15 protein-coding genes are annotated in these 18,958 nt (G+C 66.6%); 10 read left to right on the top strand and 5 right to left on the bottom strand.

The features are described 5' to 3' along the window. The first annotated feature begins 11 nt into the window (after positions 1-11). Together AB6730_RS16200 and hda are read left to right on the top strand one after the other, a co-directional pair. Entirely contained in the window at positions 12-1,175 is a 1,164-nt protein-coding gene (locus tag AB6730_RS16200) for an AI-2E family transporter (RefSeq protein WP_371024645.1), read from the top strand. After that, a complete protein-coding gene (gene hda, locus AB6730_RS16205; RefSeq protein ID WP_371024646.1) occupies positions 1,172-1,867 on the top strand; it encodes a DnaA regulatory inactivator Hda in 696 nt (231 codons plus the stop codon). The genes AB6730_RS16200 and hda overlap by 4 nt, the downstream gene beginning before the upstream one ends. Before the next feature lie 2 nt (positions 1,868-1,869). On the opposite strand, the gene AB6730_RS16210 is transcribed toward hda, so the two are convergent. Then, the gene (locus AB6730_RS16210; RefSeq protein ID WP_371024647.1) at positions 1,870-2,913 is read right to left on the bottom strand and encodes a metallophosphoesterase; all 1,044 of its coding nucleotides are present in this window, start codon (positions 2,911-2,913) and stop codon (positions 1,870-1,872) included. Positions 2,914-3,066: 153 nt separating this feature from the next. After that, complete coding sequence (locus tag AB6730_RS16215; RefSeq protein ID WP_371024648.1) at positions 3,067-3,870, bottom strand: inositol monophosphatase family protein; 804 nt, start codon at positions 3,868-3,870, stop codon at positions 3,067-3,069. Positions 3,871-4,003: 133 nt separating this feature from the next. On the opposite strand from AB6730_RS16215, the gene AB6730_RS16220 reads away from it, so the two are divergent. The 4 genes from AB6730_RS16220 to murD all read left to right on the top strand — a co-directional run bounded on the left by AB6730_RS16220 (position 4,004) and on the right by murD (position 10,155). Continuing rightward, positions 4,004-4,771 carry an RNA methyltransferase gene (locus AB6730_RS16220; RefSeq protein ID WP_371024649.1) on the top strand — a complete coding sequence of 256 codons (768 nt, stop codon included), beginning with the start codon at positions 4,004-4,006 and terminating at the stop codon, positions 4,769-4,771. Between the two features lie 137 nt (positions 4,772-4,908). Further along, positions 4,909-7,470, top strand: a complete 2,562-nt coding sequence (locus tag AB6730_RS16225) for a bifunctional aspartate kinase/diaminopimelate decarboxylase (RefSeq protein WP_371024702.1) — start codon at positions 4,909-4,911, stop codon at positions 7,468-7,470. After that, complete coding sequence (murL, locus tag AB6730_RS16230) at positions 7,467-8,816, top strand: UDP-N-acetyl-alpha-D-muramoyl-L-alanyl-L-glutamate epimerase (protein ID WP_371024650.1); 1,350 nt, start codon at positions 7,467-7,469, stop codon at positions 8,814-8,816. Before AB6730_RS16225 ends, murL begins: the two co-directional genes overlap by 4 nt. Next, the gene (murD, locus tag AB6730_RS16235; RefSeq protein ID WP_371024651.1) at positions 8,803-10,155 is read left to right on the top strand and encodes a UDP-N-acetylmuramoyl-L-alanine--D-glutamate ligase; all 1,353 of its coding nucleotides are present in this window, start codon (positions 8,803-8,805) and stop codon (positions 10,153-10,155) included. Before murL ends, murD begins: the two co-directional genes overlap by 14 nt. A 137-nt stretch (positions 10,156-10,292) precedes the next feature. Here murD and AB6730_RS16240 read toward each other — a convergent pair whose 3' ends face one another. After that, positions 10,293-10,556, bottom strand: coding sequence for a flagellar biosynthesis protein (locus AB6730_RS16240; RefSeq protein ID WP_371024652.1), 264 nt, complete (start codon positions 10,554-10,556; stop codon positions 10,293-10,295). Next, positions 10,553-11,710: a flagellar hook-length control protein FliK gene (locus AB6730_RS16245; protein ID WP_371024653.1), complete on the bottom strand. Its 1,158-nt coding sequence runs from the start codon at positions 11,708-11,710 to the stop codon at positions 10,553-10,555. Before AB6730_RS16245 ends, AB6730_RS16240 begins: the two co-directional genes overlap by 4 nt. A 148-nt stretch (positions 11,711-11,858) precedes the next feature. Here AB6730_RS16245 and tgt point away from each other — a divergent pair, with 148 nt between their 5' ends. The 4 genes from tgt (at position 11,859) to secF (ending at position 16,426) form a co-directional block, all read left to right on the top strand. Continuing rightward, positions 11,859-12,989 carry a tRNA guanosine(34) transglycosylase Tgt gene (gene tgt / locus AB6730_RS16250; protein ID WP_371024654.1) on the top strand — a complete coding sequence of 377 codons (1,131 nt, stop codon included), beginning with the start codon at positions 11,859-11,861 and terminating at the stop codon, positions 12,987-12,989. 174 nt (positions 12,990-13,163) lie between these two features. Then, positions 13,164-13,511, top strand: coding sequence for a preprotein translocase subunit YajC (yajC, locus tag AB6730_RS16255; protein WP_306852036.1), 348 nt, complete (start codon positions 13,164-13,166; stop codon positions 13,509-13,511). Between the two features lie 61 nt (positions 13,512-13,572). After that, positions 13,573-15,447: a protein translocase subunit SecD gene (secD, locus tag AB6730_RS16260; protein WP_371024655.1), complete on the top strand. Its 1,875-nt coding sequence runs from the start codon at positions 13,573-13,575 to the stop codon at positions 15,445-15,447. 13 nt (positions 15,448-15,460) lie between these two features. Beyond that, positions 15,461-16,426, top strand: coding sequence for a protein translocase subunit SecF (gene secF / locus AB6730_RS16265; protein WP_371024656.1), 966 nt, complete (start codon positions 15,461-15,463; stop codon positions 16,424-16,426). Between the two features lie 607 nt (positions 16,427-17,033). Here secF and AB6730_RS16270 read toward each other — a convergent pair. Continuing rightward, complete coding sequence (locus AB6730_RS16270) at positions 17,034-18,944, bottom strand: SurA N-terminal domain-containing protein (RefSeq protein WP_371024657.1); 1,911 nt, start codon at positions 18,942-18,944, stop codon at positions 17,034-17,036. Between the last annotated feature and the right edge of the window lie 14 nt (positions 18,945-18,958).

Genomic DNA, 18,958 nt, shown 5'->3' on the forward strand with positions numbered 1-18,958 from the left:
TCAGGATTCGCATGAACCACGACACCTCGCGCCGCTGGCAACTGCTTGCGATCACCGCCGTCATCATCTTCGTGATCTGGTTGCTGGCACCGGTGCTGATGCCGTTCGCCATCGCGGCCATGCTCGCCTACCTCGGCGACCCGCTCGCCGATCGCCTGCAGCGGCTGGGCATGGGCCGCACCTGGGCGGTGAGCATCGTGTTCACCGTGATCTCGCTGGTCTTCGTCGGCGTGGTGCTCCTGCTCATCCCGCTGATCCAGCACCAGTTCGAGAACCTCGCCGAGAACCTCCCGCACTACGTGGACTGGGTGCGCGGCACGGCCCTGCCGTGGATCCAGACACGCCTGCGGCTGGACCCGAACGTGTTCGATACCGACAGCCTGCTGGCGACGATCCGCGAGCATATCGGCTCGGTGGGGAGCATCGCCGCCAAGGCGGTCGCCAAGGTCACCCAGTCGGGCATGGGCGTGGTCACCTGGATCACCAACGCCGTGCTGATTCCCGTCGTGGCGTTCTACCTCCTGCGCGACTGGGACACGATGATCGCGCACATCCAGCGCCTGCTGCCGCGCTCGATCGAGCCGACCGTCGTCCACCTGTCGCGCGAATCGGACCAGGTGCTCGGTGCCTTCGTCCGCGGCCAGCTGCTGGTGATGCTGGCGCTGGGCGTGTTCTACGGACTGGGCCTCACCCTGGTGGGTATCTCCATCGGTCCACTGATCGGCATGGTCGCGGGCCTGCTCAGCTTCGTTCCCTACCTGGGGTTCATGATCGGCTTCGTCGCGGCGCTGATCGCGGCGCTGGTGCAATACGGCGACTGGACGCACGTGATCCTCGTCGGAGTGGTGTTCACCATCGGCCAGTTGCTCGAAGGCTACGTACTCGTGCCACGCCTGGTTGGCGGCAAGATCGGCCTGCATCCGGTGGCGGTGATCTTCGCCGTGCTGGCGGGTGGCCACCTCTTCGGGTTCCTCGGTGTGCTGCTGGCGCTGCCCGCCGCCTCCGTGGTGGTGGTGCTGATGCGCTATGTCTTCGCGCGTTACCGTGAGAGCGACCTCTACATGGAACCCGCCGCGGACGCGTCCACCGAACAGGTGGAAGTCGATGTGGATGTCGATGTCACCGTGAATACGCGGCATGACCAGCCTCCGTTGCCCGGCGACGGCCATCCATGACGGCCCAGCTTCCCCTCGCATTGCGCTGGCCGCGACGCCAGCGCTTCGAGCACTTCCATCCTGGCGATAACGCGGTGGCCGTGGAAGCCGTTCGCGCCGCGGCGGTGGACCGCTCCGCGCCATGGGTGTTCCTGGCCGGCCCCTTGGGCAGTGGCCGTACCCACCTCTTGATCGCCGCATGCCAGGCGGCGATCGACGCTGGCCGCACGGCCCAGTACCTGCCGCTGGCCGGTTTGCGGGGATCGCGCGCGGTGGCGATTCGCGGCATGGCGGGCAGCGATGTGCTGGCGATCGACGACATCGATTCCATCGCCGGCGAGGACGATGCGGAGCATGCGTTGTTCGACACGTTCAACCGGTATCGTGCGGACGGATGCACCCTGCTGTTCTCGGCGGCGGGTGCGCCGGTATCGCTGGATATCGCCTTGCCCGACCTGCGTTCGAGGCTGGGTTCGTTGACCCAGGCGGTGCTGAAACCGCTGGCCGACGCGGAACGCCGCGGCGTGCTGCGCGAGCAAGCCGCGGCGCGTGGCATCGAGCTGGACGACGTGGTGCTGGACTGGCTTTTCGCGCATCACGCGCGAGACCTGGGTACCTTGCTGGACCTGCTCGATACACTGGACCGCGCGTCACTCGCCGCGCAGCGGCGAGTGACGGTGCCTTTCCTGCGCAACCTGCTCAAGGACGACTGAGTTCAGCCCGCACGCCGGGTGGGCACGGTGTCGATCAGCGTCTTGCGCTCCGGATCGTTGTCGCGCACGCCGTATACCCGAAGCACCGCCTCGTCGGTATCGTGTTCCACCACCAGGTACGTACGCTGCGAAGCGGAGCCGCTGAGATAGACCGGCACGCTGCCGATGTTCCTGTAATACCCGAAGTTACGGTGCAAGTGGCCGGCAAAGATGGCCGCCACGTCGACGCCTGACACGGTGCGGGCGAAGTCGCCGTTGAACGCATCGGGGTTGTGCATGTGGACGATGGCGAAGTCATAGGCACGATCCGAGGGCGTGCCGAAGGGCGGCACGCTCAGGTGTTCGCCAAGCAGGTTGTACAGCCATGGCACCGAGGATTCGATGTCGTACCGTGCAGGGACGATGCCTTCGGTCGTGTCGAACGAAACCGCGTAGGTCGGGCGGTTGTTGAGTTGCATGTGCAGCACGCGGTCGAGTCCCGGCGTGCGCACGGCGTAGGCGAGGCTGCCCACGTAGCGGGTGCTGAACGCGCCCGGCTGGACCGCGAAGTCGAACGAGACGACGCCCCGCTTCTTCGTCACATGGCGAACGAGGTCGGTGATGCTGTCCCGCGCGCAGCCGTTGTTGTAGCAGCCTTCGCCCTGGTCGTTGCGTATGTTGTTCTCGTAATCGTGGTTGCCGAGGCCGAGGTGGACGTTGTCGCCGAGGATCTTCAGCAAGCGCTCCATCGTGGCGCGCTGCGCCCCGTGGCCATAGGCGGTGAGATCGCCATTGACGAACACGGGGATGTCCTGGCCCGGGCGGGCCGCGCGGTAAGCGACGATGCTGCGGTATTGCTCTTCGATCAATGCCTGGGATTCCGCGTCGCGTTCGGCATCGTCCTGGGGTATGCGGGCGTCCGTCTTCGCCGTCCAGGGATATTGGGGATCGGACGTGACGATCATCGTGCGTACCTCGGCCATGGCCGTCGGGGCGAGACAGGTCGAAGCGAGGGCGAGCGAAAGCACGGCCGACAGGCGGCCGAGGTTTTGAGTGGGGGATGGCACGGGTTTTTCCTTGATCCGTCGTAGGGGAAGCGAACATCCGGTTCGCCAGCGACAGATTAGGAGGCGGTGCCCACGTGAGTATGTAGGCGCGGGGAAGGGGCCAGCGCGAGGGTTTATCCCGTGGCGCCGGCCTTCCGACTACACGCCTTCTGACTACACGCCGAGGAGACGGGGCGTGGCGTTGGCGCCGATGACCTCGGTCATGGCGGCGGCCACCTTGTGATTGGCGGCGATGATGTTGCCGCTCTCCGGCAGGCCTTCGCGGCCGGCGAAATCGCCATAGACGCCGCCGGCCTCGCGCACGAGCAGGGCGCCCGCGGCGATATCCCACACGTTGAGCCCGGGCTCGAAGAAACCGTCGACGCGGCCGGCGGCCACGTAGGCCAGATCGAGCGCGGCCGAGCCCATGCGGCGGATGTCCTCGGCGTCCTTGAGCAGGGCGGCCGTCATGGACAGCTGCGCGTCGAGGTGGTTGCGCGCCCGGTAGGGGTAGCCCGTGGCGATCAGCGCCCCGGCGAGGCCTTCGCGCTTGCCGACGCGGATGCGACGGTCGTTGAGGTAGGCACCATCGCCCTTGCTCGCCGTGAACAGTTCATCGCGCAACGGGTCGAAGACCACGCCATAGACGGGTTCACCCTTCTCGACCAGGGCGATCGAGACGCAGAAGTGGGGGATGCCGCGCAGGTAGTTGTGCGTGCCGTCGAGCGGATCGATGACCCAGGTCAGCGGCCCCTTGCCGATCTGCCCGGACTCTTCACCCAGGATGGCATGGGTGGGATAGGCACGGCGAAGTTCCTTGACGATCTCGGCTTCGGCGAGGCGGTCGACCTCGGAGGCGAAGTCCATACGCTGCTTTTCGACGACCGCAAGGCCTTCGATGCGATTCATATAGCGCAGGATGATGTTTCCTGCGGAGCGCGCGGCGCGCGCCGCGACATTGACGGCGGGTCTGGGCATGGGATCGGCTTGGTAAAAGAACATGGGAGGCGGTCGAAGCCGCATCGGCCGCAGAGTTTACCACCCTGTCGCGCCTCGCCCAAGTCATTGCCGTTGTAGACTTTCCGGTCCTCCCGCCAATCGTCCGCCACCCATGGCCCTTTCCGATCTCCATGACCGCCTTCGTTTCGTCCTCGTCCGCACCTCCCACTCGGGGAATATCGGCTCGGCCGCGCGCGCGATCCGCACGATGGGGTTCGACCGGCTGACCCTGGTGGCGCCGCACCGCTTCCCGGACCCCGAGGCGACGGCGTTGGCGGCCGGTGCGGACGACGTCCTGGACCATGCGGCGATCCACGACGACCTGGTCGGCGGCCTCGCGGGTGCCACCTTCGCCCTCGGCCTGTCCGCCCGCCGCCGCGGCGTGAACCTGCCGGAACTGGACCCGCGCGAAGGAGCGGCCCAGGCGATCGCCGCCGCCCGCCGGGGCGAGCAGGTGGCGCTGGTATTCGGCAACGAGCGAACGGGACTCGAAAACGACGAACTGGCGCGTTGCCATGCCATGGTGCGGATTCCGAGCGTCGACGATTTCAGTTCGTTGAACCTGTCGCAGGCGGTGCAGGTGGTGGCCTATGAACTGCGTACGGCGCTGTTGGCGGAGGAACCGGGGGTGCCGGTCGTGGCCGAAGTCGATCCCGACGAGGCGCCGGCGGATGCCGAGCAGATGGAGCGGTTCTTCACCCACCTGGGCCAGGCGCTCGACGACATCGAGTTCCACAAGGGCCGCTCGCCGACGACGATCATGCTGAAGCTGCGCAAGCTCTTCCTGCGTGCCCGCCCCGAGCCGCGCGAGCTGCGCATCCTGCACGGCATCCTCGCCGATGCCCAGCGCATGGCCCAGATCGCGCACAAGGGCGATTGATTGCGTTTTTGCCGTTGCGGCGCAACACTTCGGGGGATTTGCCGGTTTGGCCGGCCAACGCTTTCCCCACCAGCCCAAAGAGTCCCGTGAGCGAAAACGCAAACGCGCCGTTGCCCCTCAACGCGCCCTGGATCGTCATGAAGTTCGGCGGCACCTCCGTGGCCACCGCCGCGCGCTGGCGCAATATCCTTGAACTGGCCGCCAGCCGCCGCGCCGAAGGCGCGCGCGTGCTGATCGTGGTCTCGGCCCTGTCCGGCATCACCGACGGCCTGAAACAGCTTTGCACGCACACGGAACCCAAACGCCGCTCGGATGCGGCCGCCGCACTGGCCGATCGCCACCATGCCCTGCTTGCCGAGATGTCGCTGGCGATGCCGCAAACGCTCGGTGCCCGGCTTGCCGACCTGGCGCTGCTCGCCGAGGCCGGTGCCGCGGATCTTGGCGAACTGGCCTGGCAGGCGCGAGTGCAGGCGCATGGCGAGCTGATGTCCAGCGCGCTCGGCGCGGCCTTCCTCTCCGCCAACGGGTTGGCGACCACCTGGGTCGACGCCCGCGAGTGCCTGCGTTCGGTGGTGTTGCCCAACCAGAACGAACGCACGCGCCTGCTTTCGGCCATGGTGGAGCCGCACCACGATGCGGCGATTGCCGCGGCGCTGGCGGAACGCGGTGACGTGTTCATCACGCAGGGCTTCATCGCGCAGGACGAAAGCGGACGCACGGTCCTGCTCGGACGCGGCGGTTCGGATACGTCGGCCGCCTATTTCGGTGCGCTGCTGGCGGCGTCGCGCGTGGAAATATGGACCGACGTGGCCGGCATGTTCAGCGCGAACCCGCGCCAGGTCGCCGGCGCGCGCCTGTTGCAGCGGCTCGACTACGAAGAGGCGCAGGAAATCGCCTCCACCGGCGCCAAGGTCCTGCACCCGCGCTGCCTGTCCCCACTGCGCGAACCGCGCGTCCCGCTGCTGATCAAGGATACCAACCGGCCCGAGCTGGAAGGCACCTCGATCGGCCCCGAAGTGCGCGAGCACGCGCCGAGCATCAAGGCGATCAGCGCGCGCAAGGGCATCACCCTGGTGTCGATGGAATCGGTCGGCATGTGGCAGCAGGTCGGCTTCCTCGCCGACGTGTTCGACGCTTTCAAGCGCCATGGCCTGTCGGTGGACCTGATCGGCTCGGCGGAAACCAACGTCACGGTATCGCTCGACCCGACCGAAAACCTGCTCGATTCCGATGCGATCGCCGCGCTGGCGGCGGATCTGGCCCGCGTCTGCCGGGTGAAGGTGATCGCGCCGTGCGCGGCCATCACCCTCGTCGGCCGCGGGATGCGTTCGATGCTGCACAAGCTGTCGGGCGTACTGGCCGAGTTCGGCCAGTTACGCGTGCACCTGATCTCGCAGTCGTCGAACAACCTCAACCTGACCTTCGTCGTCGACGAGGATGTGGTGGATGACATGCTGCCTCGCCTGCACGAACTGCTGATCGGCGCCGGTGCGCTGCGTACGGACGACAGCGTCGTCTTCGGTCCCTCCTGGCAGGCGCTCTACGGTGCCGGTGAACAGGTATTGCCGAGCGCCGCATGGTGGCAGGGCGAACGGCCCGCCTTGATGCGGCTGGCCCAGGAACGCACCCCCCGCTACGTCTACCACTTGCCGACGGTGCGCGCGCAGGCACGCCGCGTGAAGTCGTTGAAGGCCGTCGATCGCGCGCACTACGCGGTGAAGGCGAACACTCATCCGGGCATTCTCAAGGTGCTGGCGGAGGAAGGCTTCGCCTTCGAATGCGTTTCGCCGGGTGAACTGGCGGCGGTTTCGGCCGCGGTACCGGACGACGTGCCACTGTTGTTCACCCCGAACTTCGCGGCCCGCCGCGATTTCGAGGCCGCCTTGCAGACACGGGCGACGATCACCATCGACGCGCTGCATCCGATCGAGCATTGGGGCGATATGTTCGCCGGGCGCGACATCATGCTGCGCGTCGACCTGGGTCGCGGCCTGGGCCACCACGAGAAGGTGAAGACCGGCGGTACCGGCAGCAAGTTCGGCGTGCCGATCGAGCACCTGGATCGCTTCCTGCGCCTCTCCGACGCGGCGGGTGCGCGGGTGATCGGCCTGCATGCGCACCTGGGCTCCGGCATCCTCGACGCGGCGCACTGGGGCGAGGTCTATTCGCAGCTCGCCGCGCTGGCCGAACGCATCGGCACGATCTCGGTGCTCAACATCGGCGGTGGCCTCGGCGTGCCGTCGCATCCTGGCGAGACGGCACTGGACATGGCCGCGCTCGACCGAGTGCTCACCTCGGTGCACCAGGCGTACCCGCAATTCCAGTTGTGGATGGAGCCGGGCCGTTACCTGGTGGCCGATGCCGGTGTCTTGCTGGCGAAGGTCACGCAGGAGAAGGAGAAGGGCGCGAACGTGCGCTACCTCGGCCTCGATACCGGCATGAACAGCCTGATCCGCCCGGCGCTTTACGATGCCTGGCACGAGATCGCCAACCTTTCCCGGTTCGGCGAGCCCGCGACCACGATGTACCAGGTGGTGGGTCCGATCTGCGAGTCGGGCGACATCCTCGGTTCCGATCGCCGCCTGCCCGAGTCGAAGGAAAACGACGTGATCCTCATCGCCCAGGGTGGCGCATACGGCGCCGCGATGTCCTCCCGTTACAACCTTCGCGACGAAGCCGACGAGGTCTTGCTGCCGTGACCGCCACGCTTACCGATCCGCGCGCGAGCGAGCGTTTTCGTTTCGTCCGGCATGCGTTCGTCGATGGCGTGGCCGAACTGGTCTACGCCTTCGACGGCGGTCCGGAGCTGATCGAACGCGTGACCTTTCCCGGTGCCCCCGCGGTGCCGGCGGGTAGCGAGGCGGCGTTCGCCGCGGCCCTGCGCCTGCTTCACCTGGTCGCCGGCGTCAGCTACTACAAGGCGGGCATTCCTCCTGCGATCGTCGTCGAGGGCGAGGCGCTCGACGAGGACGGCGCAGCGATGCTCGATGCGTTGTACCTGCACGGCCTGGCCGAGTTCGCCTATCGCAACCGCCTGGACCTGCGCGGGCGTATCGCGTTTCCCTTCGAGCGCAAGGGTCGCGTGGCCGCCCCGGCTATCGGTCTTCCGAAGCGTTCGTTGCTTCCGATAGGTGGCGGCAAGGATTCGGTGGTGGCGGTCGAAGCGGTCAAGTCCGTCGGTGCCGAAGCCGCCGCTGTATGGGTGGGTAACTCGCCGCTGATCGCGGAGTGCGCGGCGCGCACGGGTCTTCCCACGTTGAATATCTCGCGCGAACTCGCGCCCGGCCTTTTCGAGTTGAACCGCCTTGGCGCGTGGAACGGGCATATCCCCGTCACCGCGATCAACTCGGTGATCCTCGTGGTGGCGGCGATCCTCTATGGGTACGACTCCATCGTCTTCGCCAACGAACGTTCCGCCTCGGTGGCCACGCTGGAATACGAAGGCCAGGAAGTGAACCACCAGTGGAGCAAGGGCTTCGGCTTCGAGAAGACCTTGCACGACTACCTGCACACGCACGTGGCCGCCGATCTCGATTACTGCTCGCTGCTGCGTCCGTGGTCGGAGCTGGCCGTGACCAGCGCGTTCGCCCGGCTGGGTGGCGAGTACTTCAACGTCTTCTCCAGCTGCAACCGCAATTTCCGCATCCTCGGGCCGAAACCCGCCGATCGCTGGTGCGGGCAGTGTCCGAAGTGCCATTTCGTTTTCCTGGCGTTGGCGCCCTTCATGGCCAAGCCGCGGTTGCTGTCGATCTTCGGTCGCAACCTGCTCGATGACGAAGAGCTGGCAGGCGCGTTCGATGCGCTGTTGGAATACAAGGACCACAAGCCGTTCGAGTGCGTCGGCGAGGGTGCCGAGGCACGCGCCGCCATGGCCGCGCTGGCCGAACGGCCGGAATGGCGCGAGGACGCGCTGGTCGCGCGCTTCCGCAGCGAAATCCTTCCCCAGCTCGATCGTTCCGAGCTGGCACTCGAACCCTGGCTCAAATCCGGTGCGTCGCATCTGGTGCCGCAGCGCCTGCTCGGAGCGCTGGATGCGCTGGGCTGAACTCGAAGGCCGGCGGATAGCCGTCTGGGGGTTCGGCCGGGAAGGTCGCGCGGCGCTGAATGCGCTGGCGCGGCGCCTGCCGGGCCAGGCGATCGAACTCTATTGCGCGGCTGACGAGGTGGACGCGGCAAAAGCCGCCTTTCCTTCGGTGCGTGTGCACGGTGCCGCACCCGATGCCGATGCGCTGGCCGCGTTCGATGTCGTCGTCAAGTCTCCCGGCATTTCCGCCTACAAGCCGGAATTGCTGGACGCCAAGGCACGCGGCACGCGCTTCACCTCGGGTACGGCGTTGTGGTTCGCGGCGCATGGCGACGCGCGTACGATCGCCGTCACCGGCACCAAGGGCAAAAGCACGACGTCCGCCTTGCTCGCCCACCTGGCGCGTTCGCTGGGCGTACGTACCGCGCTGGCGGGAAACATCGGCTTGCCCTTGCTGGAACTCGACGAAGCCCGTGCCGATCTGTGGGTGATCGAACTGTCGAGTTTCCAGACCGGCGAGGCGACGGGCGTGTCCCTCGGCGTCGTCACCAGCCTGTACGAGGAACATCTCGACTGGCACGGCTCGCGCGAGCGCTATGTCGACGACAAGCTCAAGTTGCTCGCGGCATCCGAACGGGTGCTCGTGAACGCGGCACAGCCCGCCTTGCTGTCGCGTGCCGCCGATCATCCCGGATTGAACACGTTCGGCGATCTCACCGGGTGGCACGTGGCCGACGGCTGGATTCGGCGTGACGGCGAAGACGTCATTCGTGCCGAGCGGGTGTCCGCTCCCGGGCTGCACAACGCGGTGAACGCCTGCGCGGCGCTGGCCGCGCTGGAGATCCTGGGTTACGACGCACGTGCGGCCGCGCCCGCGCTGTCGACCTTCGTGCCCTTGCCGCACCGGTTGCAACCGCTCGGCGAGCGCGACGGGCTCGCCTGGATCAACGACTCCATCAGCACGACGCCGCTGGCGAGCCTGGCCGCGCTGGAAAGCGTGGGGGCGAAACGCACGGCGCTGATCGTCGGTGGCCACGACCGTGGCCTCGACTGGACGCCGTTCGTCGAGGCGATGCACGGGCACGAGCCGGAAGCGATCATTTGCCAGGGCGGCAACGGTCCGCGTATCGCGGATGCGCTGGAGGCGGCCGGTATCGCGAACGTCTACCGCGCCACGGATCTTGGCGCCGCCGTGGCCGCCGCGCGTGTCGCCCTCGGTGGGGAAGGCTGCGTAGTGCTGTCGCCGGGCGCGCCGAGCTTCGATCAGTTTCGCGACTACACCGAGCGTGGCAAGTTCTTCGCGGCGTTGGCGGGTTTCGAACCGCGCGTGGCGAGCATCCAGGGCCTCGGCATCGGCTAGCCAATCGCCGACAAGTCGGCTCCCACAAGAGCAAGCTCATTCCAGACAAAGGTCGGGGCCGCCCTGGTGGGAGCCGACCCTGTCGGCGATTGTTGCTCTTGTGGGAGCCGACTTGTCGGCGATTGGCGCGCGAAAACCTACTCGTCCGTCGCAGCCAGCAACGTCCCCACCACCGCCGCCAACGCCGCATACAACTCCGGCGGTATATCGTCGCGCAGGCGCACCGCCGCGAGCAGCGTGGCGATCTGCGGGTCGAGTTGCGGCGCCAGCCCCAGCGCCTGCGCACGCTCCAGCATCGCCTTCACGGCGTCCGCGTCCACACGCTGGTTCGTCCCGCTGCTGGTCGGCGATGCGAGGCGTAGCGTGACGCTACGGCGAGGCGAGGGCAGCGACTGTGTCACGCGCGCGCTTCCAGCAGCACCGCGCTATAGGCGCTGGTCGATGCGGGCAGGCCGTGCATGCAGGCGAAATGGTCGAGCACGAGTCCACTTTTCTCGAGCAGCCGGCGCAACGACATGAATTCGTTTTCGAGGCGGCTGACGGTCTCCGCGTGCTGGGCCCACAGGCGTACCGACACACGTGGTGTGCGTAGCTGTATCTCACCCTGTACCGCACCGAGCGACGGAGGATCGATGGCGAAGCCGACCGTCCATGGACCCTCTTGCTCGCCGGGAGCAGGCTCGCCTTCCTCGATACGCAACTGAAGTACGTCGTAGCCACGGACGCCCGCGACGGGGATCTCGATCATCCACAGGCCAGCATGTGGCTGCGACTCGAGTTGGGCGATTTCGACGCGCGACAGTGCGGCACGCGTGTCGCTGCGCAGCTGGTTGACCAGCCCGTCGACATCGTCCTCGGTCACCGCCAGTTCTGCGGCTCGCGGTTGGGCCACCAACGAGCGCTGCGCCAGCGGCGGGGGCGTATCGCTGAGCGGTCGTGACAGTGTCGAAACTCCCGGCCGGCCGGCCGGAATCTCGGCCAGCGTGCGGCGCAGGGCAAGCAGGGCCGCCTTGAAATCATCGGCCGCCGGGGTCTCCCGTTTGGGTTCGGCGAGATGGGCTTCGAGGAAGGTTCCGCTCTTGGCGATCGCTTCCTTCATGCCCAGCGGCGAACTGACCTCGGCGGGCTTGTTTATCGTGGCTTCGAGCGTGGCGAGGGCGGCCCGCAACGGCGCCGGCAACGCCCGGGCGATCGGCCGGCGCGCGAGGGCGGCAAGTACGCCAAGAAGGGGCGCGTACCCATTCTGGAGGGGCAGGCGCTCACGCAGGCCTTGCATGGCCACCCGCTCGTCGGCGTTGCCGAGCACCACCTCGAGCTGGGGCTGTGCGCCCTGGGTAAGGACCCGCACCTGGAATTGCTGGGGCAGTTGCGTGCCGGCCGTATCGGCCTCCACCGTCAACCCGCCGATCTCCAGGAGTAGTTTGCCGACATCGTTCTGGCCCATCACCCGAGCCGACAGCAGGGCGCCGACTCGCCAGCTGTCCGCGGCGGCGGTCGTACCCGAGGCCGCGCCGGCCCATAGCTGGGCGGCGAGGCTGGTTGGCTGGATGATCAAGGGATGTCCTCCCGGCGTCCGGCGTCCCGAATGGGCACGCTCCTGTAAGTCAGGACATCGGCGGAAACTTACGAAACTTTAGGCAGGGGTGGCTGGGAACGAGGTGCTTTCCCGGCAAGGTTGGTGGCCCGCAAGGTAGAATGGCGGGATGACCCAGCTTCCCTTCGAACTCCTCGCCACCGATGGCGCGGCGCGGCGCGGCCGTCTCTGCTTTGGCCGCGGCACCGTCGAAACGCCCGCCTTCATGCCGGTGGGCACCTATGGCTCGGTGAAGGCCATGACCCCGCGCGATGTCCTCGACATCGGCGCGGAGATCATCCTCGGCAACACGTTCCACTTATTCCTGCGCCCGGGACTGGAAATCGTCGGGGAGTTCGGCGGCCTGCACAAATTCATTGGCTGGAACAAGCCCATCCTGACCGATTCCGGCGGGTTTCAGGTCTTTTCCCTGGCACATAAGCGCAAGATCACCGAAGAAGGCGTTACGTTCGCCTCTCCCGTGGATGGCTCGAAGGTCTTTCTCTCGCCCGAGGAGTCGATGCGTATCCAGAAGGTGCTGGATTCCGACATCGCCATGATCTTCGACGAGTGCACCCCCTATCCGGCCACGGAAAAGGTCGCCTCCGACTCCATGGAACTGAGTCTGCGCTGGGCCGAGCGGTCACGGCGGGCGTTCGACGACCTCAAGAACCCCAATGCCCTGTTTGGGATCGTCCAGGGCAGCACCTTTGAGAATCTTCGCCAACGCTCGGCCGAACGCCTGGTCGAGATCGGCTTCGACGGCTATGCGGTCGGCGGTCTCGCCGTCGGCGAACCCGAGGCCGAGCGCAACCACACGCTGGACTTCACCCTGCCCATGCTGCCGAAGGATCGCCCCCGCTACCTGATGGGCGTGGGCCGGCCGGAAGACATCGTGGAGGCGGTGCGCCGTGGCGTGGACATGTTCGACTGCGTCATGCCCACGCGTAACGCCCGCAATGGCTTCCTGTTCACCGCCGAGGGGACGCTGCGTATCCGCAACGCGAAGTTCGCGATGGACACCCGCGTGATCGAGGAAGGCTGCGACTGCTATGCCTGCGCGGGCGGCTTCTCCCGCGCCTATCTGCGCCATCTGGACCGTTGCAACGAGATTCTCGGCAGCCAGTTGGCCACCATGCACAACCTGCGTCACTATCAACGGCTCATGGCCGGCCTGCGCGCGGCGATCGAGGCGGGCGGGCTGGAGGACTTCGTGGCGGCGTTCTATTCGGCGCGGCGGAAGGCCGAGATCGACGGCTGATCCCCTTGCGGGCGTCCTCCACCGCCCCAAATGCCTTGGCGGGGCCGTGGTGTCCCGTGTCGCCGCCCTTGGGGCGGCGCGGTACATAACCGCCGGGGTGCGTGGCATAATCCACGATCTTTTTCCGTGAACGGCCGCTTTTCCTTGGCTGTTCCATGACTTGCGAGAAATCCGATGAGCCTTCCGACGTTCGCCGCCATTGCACAGGCCACCGCTCCCGCCGCCGGAGCCGCCCCACAGGGCGCCCTGGGCTTTTCGCCGCTGATCATGATGGCGGTGCTGTTCGGCATCTTCTATTTCATGATGATCCGCCCGCAGATGAAGCGGCAGAAGGAGCACCGCGCGCTGCTGGCCGCCCTCGCCAAGGGCGACGAGGTGGTCATGGGTGGCGGTCTGGCCGGCCGCATCGAAGAGGTGGGCGAGTCGTTCGTCCGCGTCGAGATCGCCCCGGGTACCGTCGTCCAGGTGCAGAAGGGCTCGATCACCCAGGTGCTGCCGAAGGGCAGCCTGAAGAAGTCGTAAGGCTTCCCACCGCCATAGCGTCAGCCGCGGCCGGCACGGCCGCTTTCATGGAATGTAAGGCATGAGTGATTTTCCACGCTGGAAGTACGCGCTGGTCGTGATCGTGTTGCTGTTCGGCATCGTGTACGCGTTGCCGAACGTCTTCCCGCCGCAGCCCGCCGTGCAGATCTCGGGCAATCGTGGCTCCGCGGTCGACGCTTCGCTGAAGACAAAGGTCGAGGGCATGCTTGCCGCGGCCAAGGTGCCGCCTTCATCGGTCGAGATTGATGCGAAGGCCACGCGCCTGTTGGCTCGCTTCGGCAATGTCGATGCGCAGGCCAAGGCGTCCGATGTCCTGCGCGCGGGGCTCGGCGACAGCTACACGGTGGCGTTGAACCTCGCCTCGACGGTCCCTTCGTGGCTGCGTGCCATCAATGCGAACTCGATGCCCCTGGGCCTCGACCTGCAGGGCGGCGTGCACTTCCTCATGGAAGTGGACCAGAACGCCGTGATCGATGCGCAGGAAACCCGCTACGCCGACGACATTCGCTCGTTGTTGCGCGACAAGAACGTCTCCTACGATGCCGTGAACCGCAACGCGCGCGGCCAGGGCGTCAGCGTGGTGCTGCGTTCGGATGCCGATCGCCAGCAGGCGGCGTCCCTCATCGCCACGGACTACCCGGATCTCACCGTGGCCGATGGCCCGGCCACCGGCAGCCGCTTCATCCTCAATGCCACGGTGAAGCCGGCCAAGCTGCGTGAACTGGCGCAGAGCACGATCACCCAGAACGTCACCACCTTGCGCCAGCGCGTGAACGCCTTGGGCGTGTCCGAGCCGCTCATCCAGCAGCAGGGTGCGAACCAGATCATCGTCGAACTCGCCGGCGTGCAGGACACCGCCGAGGCCAAGAAGCTGATCGGCGCCACTGCGACCCTCGAATACCGCGCGGGCCTGTACACGCCGCAGCAAGCCGTGGATGCCGCACGCTCGGGCAGCGTACCGCCCGACGCCAAGCTCTATTACGGCCGCGACGGACGCCCCTATCTGCTCAGCAAGAAGGTCATCGCCAAGGGTGACGAACTCACCAGCGCGGTGTCCGGCCGCGACCAGCAGAACGGCACGCCGAACGTCAGCGTCTCGCTGAACAGCGCCGGTGCCCGCAAGATGCAGGAGTTCACCAACGACAACGTCGGCAAGCCGATGGCGGTGCTCTACATCACGCGCACGGTCGAGACCAAGATGGTCGACGGCAAGGAAGTGAAGACGCCGAAGATCACCGAGGAAGTGATCAACTACGCCAATATCAGCTCGCCCTTCGGCAAGCAGTTCTCGACCAACGGCCTGCCCAGCGATACCGAAGCATCGGAACTCGCGCTGTTGCTCCGTGGCGGCTCGCTGGCCGCGCCGGTCGACATCGTCGGCGAGAGCGTGATCGGCCCCAGCCTCGGTGCCGACAACATCGACAAGGGCTTCAAGGCGGTGATGCTCGGCCTCGGCCTCGTGCTGGTGGCCGCGGCCATCTACTACAAGCTGTTCGGCCTGGTTGCCGATATCGCGCTGTTCTTCAACCTCGTGTTGCTGGTCGCCGTGATGTCGATGATCGGCGTCACGCTGACGATGCCGGGCATCGCGGGTATCGTGCTCACCCTCGGCATGGCGATCGACGCCAACGTGCTGATCTGCGAACGCATCCGCGAGGAACTGCGCAACGGCTCGTCGCCGTTGGCCTCCATCCGTACGGGTTACGACAAGGCGTGGGCGACCATCCTCGACGCCAACGTCACCCATCTGCTCGCGGCGCTAGGCCTCATGACCATGGGCTCGGGCCCGATCAAGGGCTTCGGCGTCACGCTGTTCATCGGTATCCTGACCTCGATGTTCACATCGGTGACGGTGACCCATGCCATCACGGCGCTGATCCACGGCGGCCGCAAGCTCAAGACCCTGTCGGTCTGACGGGAGGGACGCCATGGAAATCTTCAACCACAATTCGAACTTCAACTTCCTCGGCCTGCGCAAGTTCAGCATCGGCCTCGCCGTGCTGCTCATGATCGGCTCGATCGCCCTCATCATGACCCGCGGCTTCAACTACGGGCAGGACTTCCTCGGCGGCGTGGCGGTCCAGGTGGAGTACAAGACGCCGGTGGACCCCACCGATGTCCGCTCGGCGCTCGAGAAGGCGCACCTGGAGAACCCGCTCGTGCAGGCCGTCGGCGGCACCCGCGAATTCACCATCCGTCTTCAGCCGAAGGGCGACGTCGCCGCCGCCGGCAACCTCACGAACGACGAGGCGGCCACGAAGGTGGCGAACGACATCATGGCGGCGCTGAAGGCGTCCCGTCCCGACGTGGCGATGAAGAGCAAGTCCTTCGTCGGTCCGCAGGTCGGCGAGGAACTGCGCAGCGACGGCATCGTGGCGGTGATCTTCGTCATCGTCGGCATCATGGGCTACCTGTGGATACGCTTCGAGAAGCGCTTCGCCATCGCGGCGCTCGCGACCGAAATCCACGACGTGCTGGTGACCCTCGGCATCTTCGCGCTTACCCAGCGCGAGTTCGACCTGACCGTGCTCGCCTCCGTGCTGGCGGTGGTCGGTTACTCGATCAACGACAAGGTCGTCGTCTTCGACCGCGTCCGCGAACTGTTCCGCTCCAGTCGTAACGCCACGCCGGAAGAAGTGCTCAACCGCTCGATCAACAGCACGTTGTCGCGCACGATCATCACTTCGCTGTTCACCGGCATCACCATGGCCGCACTGTTCTTCATCGGTGGCCCGGTCGTGCACGGCTTCGCCATCACGATGCTGATCGGCATCCTGGTCGGCACGCTTTCCTCGATCTTCGTCGCCAGCCCGATCCTGCTCTGGCTCGGCGTGTCGAAGAAGGACCTCATGCCGGTCACGAAAGAAGATCCGGCGCTGGAGCGCCGCCCGTAACTTTCGGAACTCGCTTGCGAGGTCGAAGGTGAAACTGAAAAAGCCCCTCGTCATCGAGGGGCTTTTTTCTTAGTAGGCTCGGCTTTGCCCTCGCATTGGGGTGTATGCGTCGCGGGGGATCTGCCGGGCGCCACCCTCGGCGCGACAGGCGGTGCCGTCCCTTGGGAAGGGAAGCCGCTGCGCGGCCATGTTTGATGGCTGGCGCCCCTTCGGGCTCGGACGGTCGGGCGGGGGTTTTCGATTCGGCTCCTGCCTCAGCGAAAACGATCGGCCGTCCAGGCCGATCCCCTGCGGGCCTTGTCCTCCCGCCCATCCTCGGCTCCTCATGTCGCGCCGAGGGTGGCGCCCGGCAGCTCTCTCCACACTGCGGTGGGTTGGTGGGAAGAGCAACGCTCGCCGCGTGCGATGTGCCGCATGCCGCATGCCGCTCGCCGTGCCGTTGGTCACTTGCCGCACCCAACGCGAAGGCGAAGCCGAGCCATGCATAAACCCGGCCCGCTGCCGCGGGATCGCCGCTGAAGCGGCTCCCACCAGGGGCGGCTTCCACCCGGAGGACAAAAAAGCCCCTCCGGAGAGGGGCTTCTCGAAGCGCCGGTACTCGCCGTGCTTACATGCGGTCCTGGGCGATCTTGATCTCGCCGCGGGCCTTCAGCGCCTGGATGTATTCCAGCGTGGCGGCCTGGGCCATCGCGTCCATCATCTGGCCGCGGAGGGCGTCGCGCTGTGCCTTCTCGACCTTGGATGGATCGCCATCGGTGACCTTGTCGACCGCCACCAGCGCGTAGGCGCCGTTGCCGGTCTGCACGGTGGTCCACGCAGCCTTGCCGTTGGCCGGATGAGGCAGGGTGAAGGCGCCTTGCAGGATCGCCGGCGGCACGTCGTTGATGCTGGCGAGCTTGCTGCGCTCCAGCCCGGCAAGCGTGCGTACCGGAGCCTTCGCCAGGGTGGCGATGTCGCCGCCCTTGGCCAGCTGCGCGATGAGGTCGTCGGCCTGCTTCTTCGCCAACGCGTCGACACGCTCGTCGAGGATGCGCTGGCGCACGGCATCGGCGACCTCGGCCAACGGCTTCGGTGCGGCGGCGTTGTGCTTGGCCAGGTGCATCACCAGCGCGTCGCCCTTGTCGACCTGCACCAGCGACGAATTGTTGCCTTGGGCGAGCACGTCGTCGGCGAAGGCCGCGGCGACGAACTTCGGGTCCGACGGAATACCGGGACCCCCGTCGCGGCCGAACAGCGGAGAGGTCTTGATCTCGAGGCCGAGTTCCTTCGCCGCCGGCTCGAGCGAACCGGGATTGCGGTCGGCGAGATCTGCAAGCTGCCCGGCACGCTCGTTGTAGAGACGCTCGCCTTCGTTCTTGGCCCAGTCCGCGGCCAACTGCGCACGCACCTCGGCGAACGGCTTGGCGTCGCCCTCGCGCGCATCGCGCAGCCAGATGATGTGGTAGCCCTCTTCCGGCGAAAGCACGGGCTCCTTCGTGATGTCGCCCTTCTTCATGCCGAACAACGCCGTGTCGAAGGCGGCGTTCGCGACGCCCTTCTCCAACCAGCCGAGGTCGCCACCGCTGCGCTTGGAACCCAGGTCGTCGGAGTTCTCGGCGGCGAGCTTGGCGAAGTTCTCCGGCGTGGCTTCGGCGGCGATCTTCTTCGCCTTCTCGAGCGCGGCCTTCTGCTGCTCCGGCGTGGCGTTCTTGGGCACGTTGACCAGGATGTGCGACGCCTCGCGCTGTTCCGGCTGGGCGTAACGCTGCTTGAACTTGTCGTAGAACGCGTGCAACTGCTCGTCGGTGGGTTCGCCCACCTTGAGCTCGGACTGCTTCACTTCGAGGTACTGCACGGAAACCTGTTCCGGCGTGGTGTAGTCGGCGATGTGCGACTTGTAGAACGCGTCGATGTCGGCATCGGCGACGCTGGCGTCGGTGAGCGACGGGCGCGGCAGCTCGACGAAGCGCAGGTCGCGCTGCTGCAGACGCAGACGGAAGAACGCGTCGACATCGGCGTCGCTGACCAGCGTGGTGTTCGCGATGGCCTCCGGGAGGATCTGCGTGGCGAGCGAGGCGCGCACCTTGGCCTCGTACATGCCCGGGCTCATGCCCTGCATCGAGAGGATCGCGCGATACGCTTCAGGGCTGAACTGGCCGTTGACCTGGAAGCCGGGGTCGCTGCCGATCGCCGAGCGCACGCTCGCATCGGAGACCACGAGGCCGAGGTCGGTGTTGGCCTGCTGCAACAGTGCCTGGCTGATCATGCCGTCCAGCACGCGCTGTTTCAGCTCGGGCTTTTCGAGGTCGGCGGCCGTGAACGGCGAGCGCGGGTCCTGCGCTGCCTGCTGGCGGAGCTCGTTGAGCCGCTGCTGCCAGTCCTGCTGGGAGATCTCGTGGTCGCCGATCTTCGCGACGTAGGTGTCGACTCGCGACACGAAGTACGACTCGATACCGAAGAACGCGACGGCGAAAACACAGACACCGAGCACGATGGCGGCGGGCCAGCCATGGATCTTGTTACGCAGGGCTTGCAGCATGATGCGACTCGCGA

It is taken from the genome of Luteibacter sp. RCC_6_2 (assembly GCF_041360655.1).
Lineage (GTDB): Bacteria > Pseudomonadota > Gammaproteobacteria > Xanthomonadales > Rhodanobacteraceae > Luteibacter.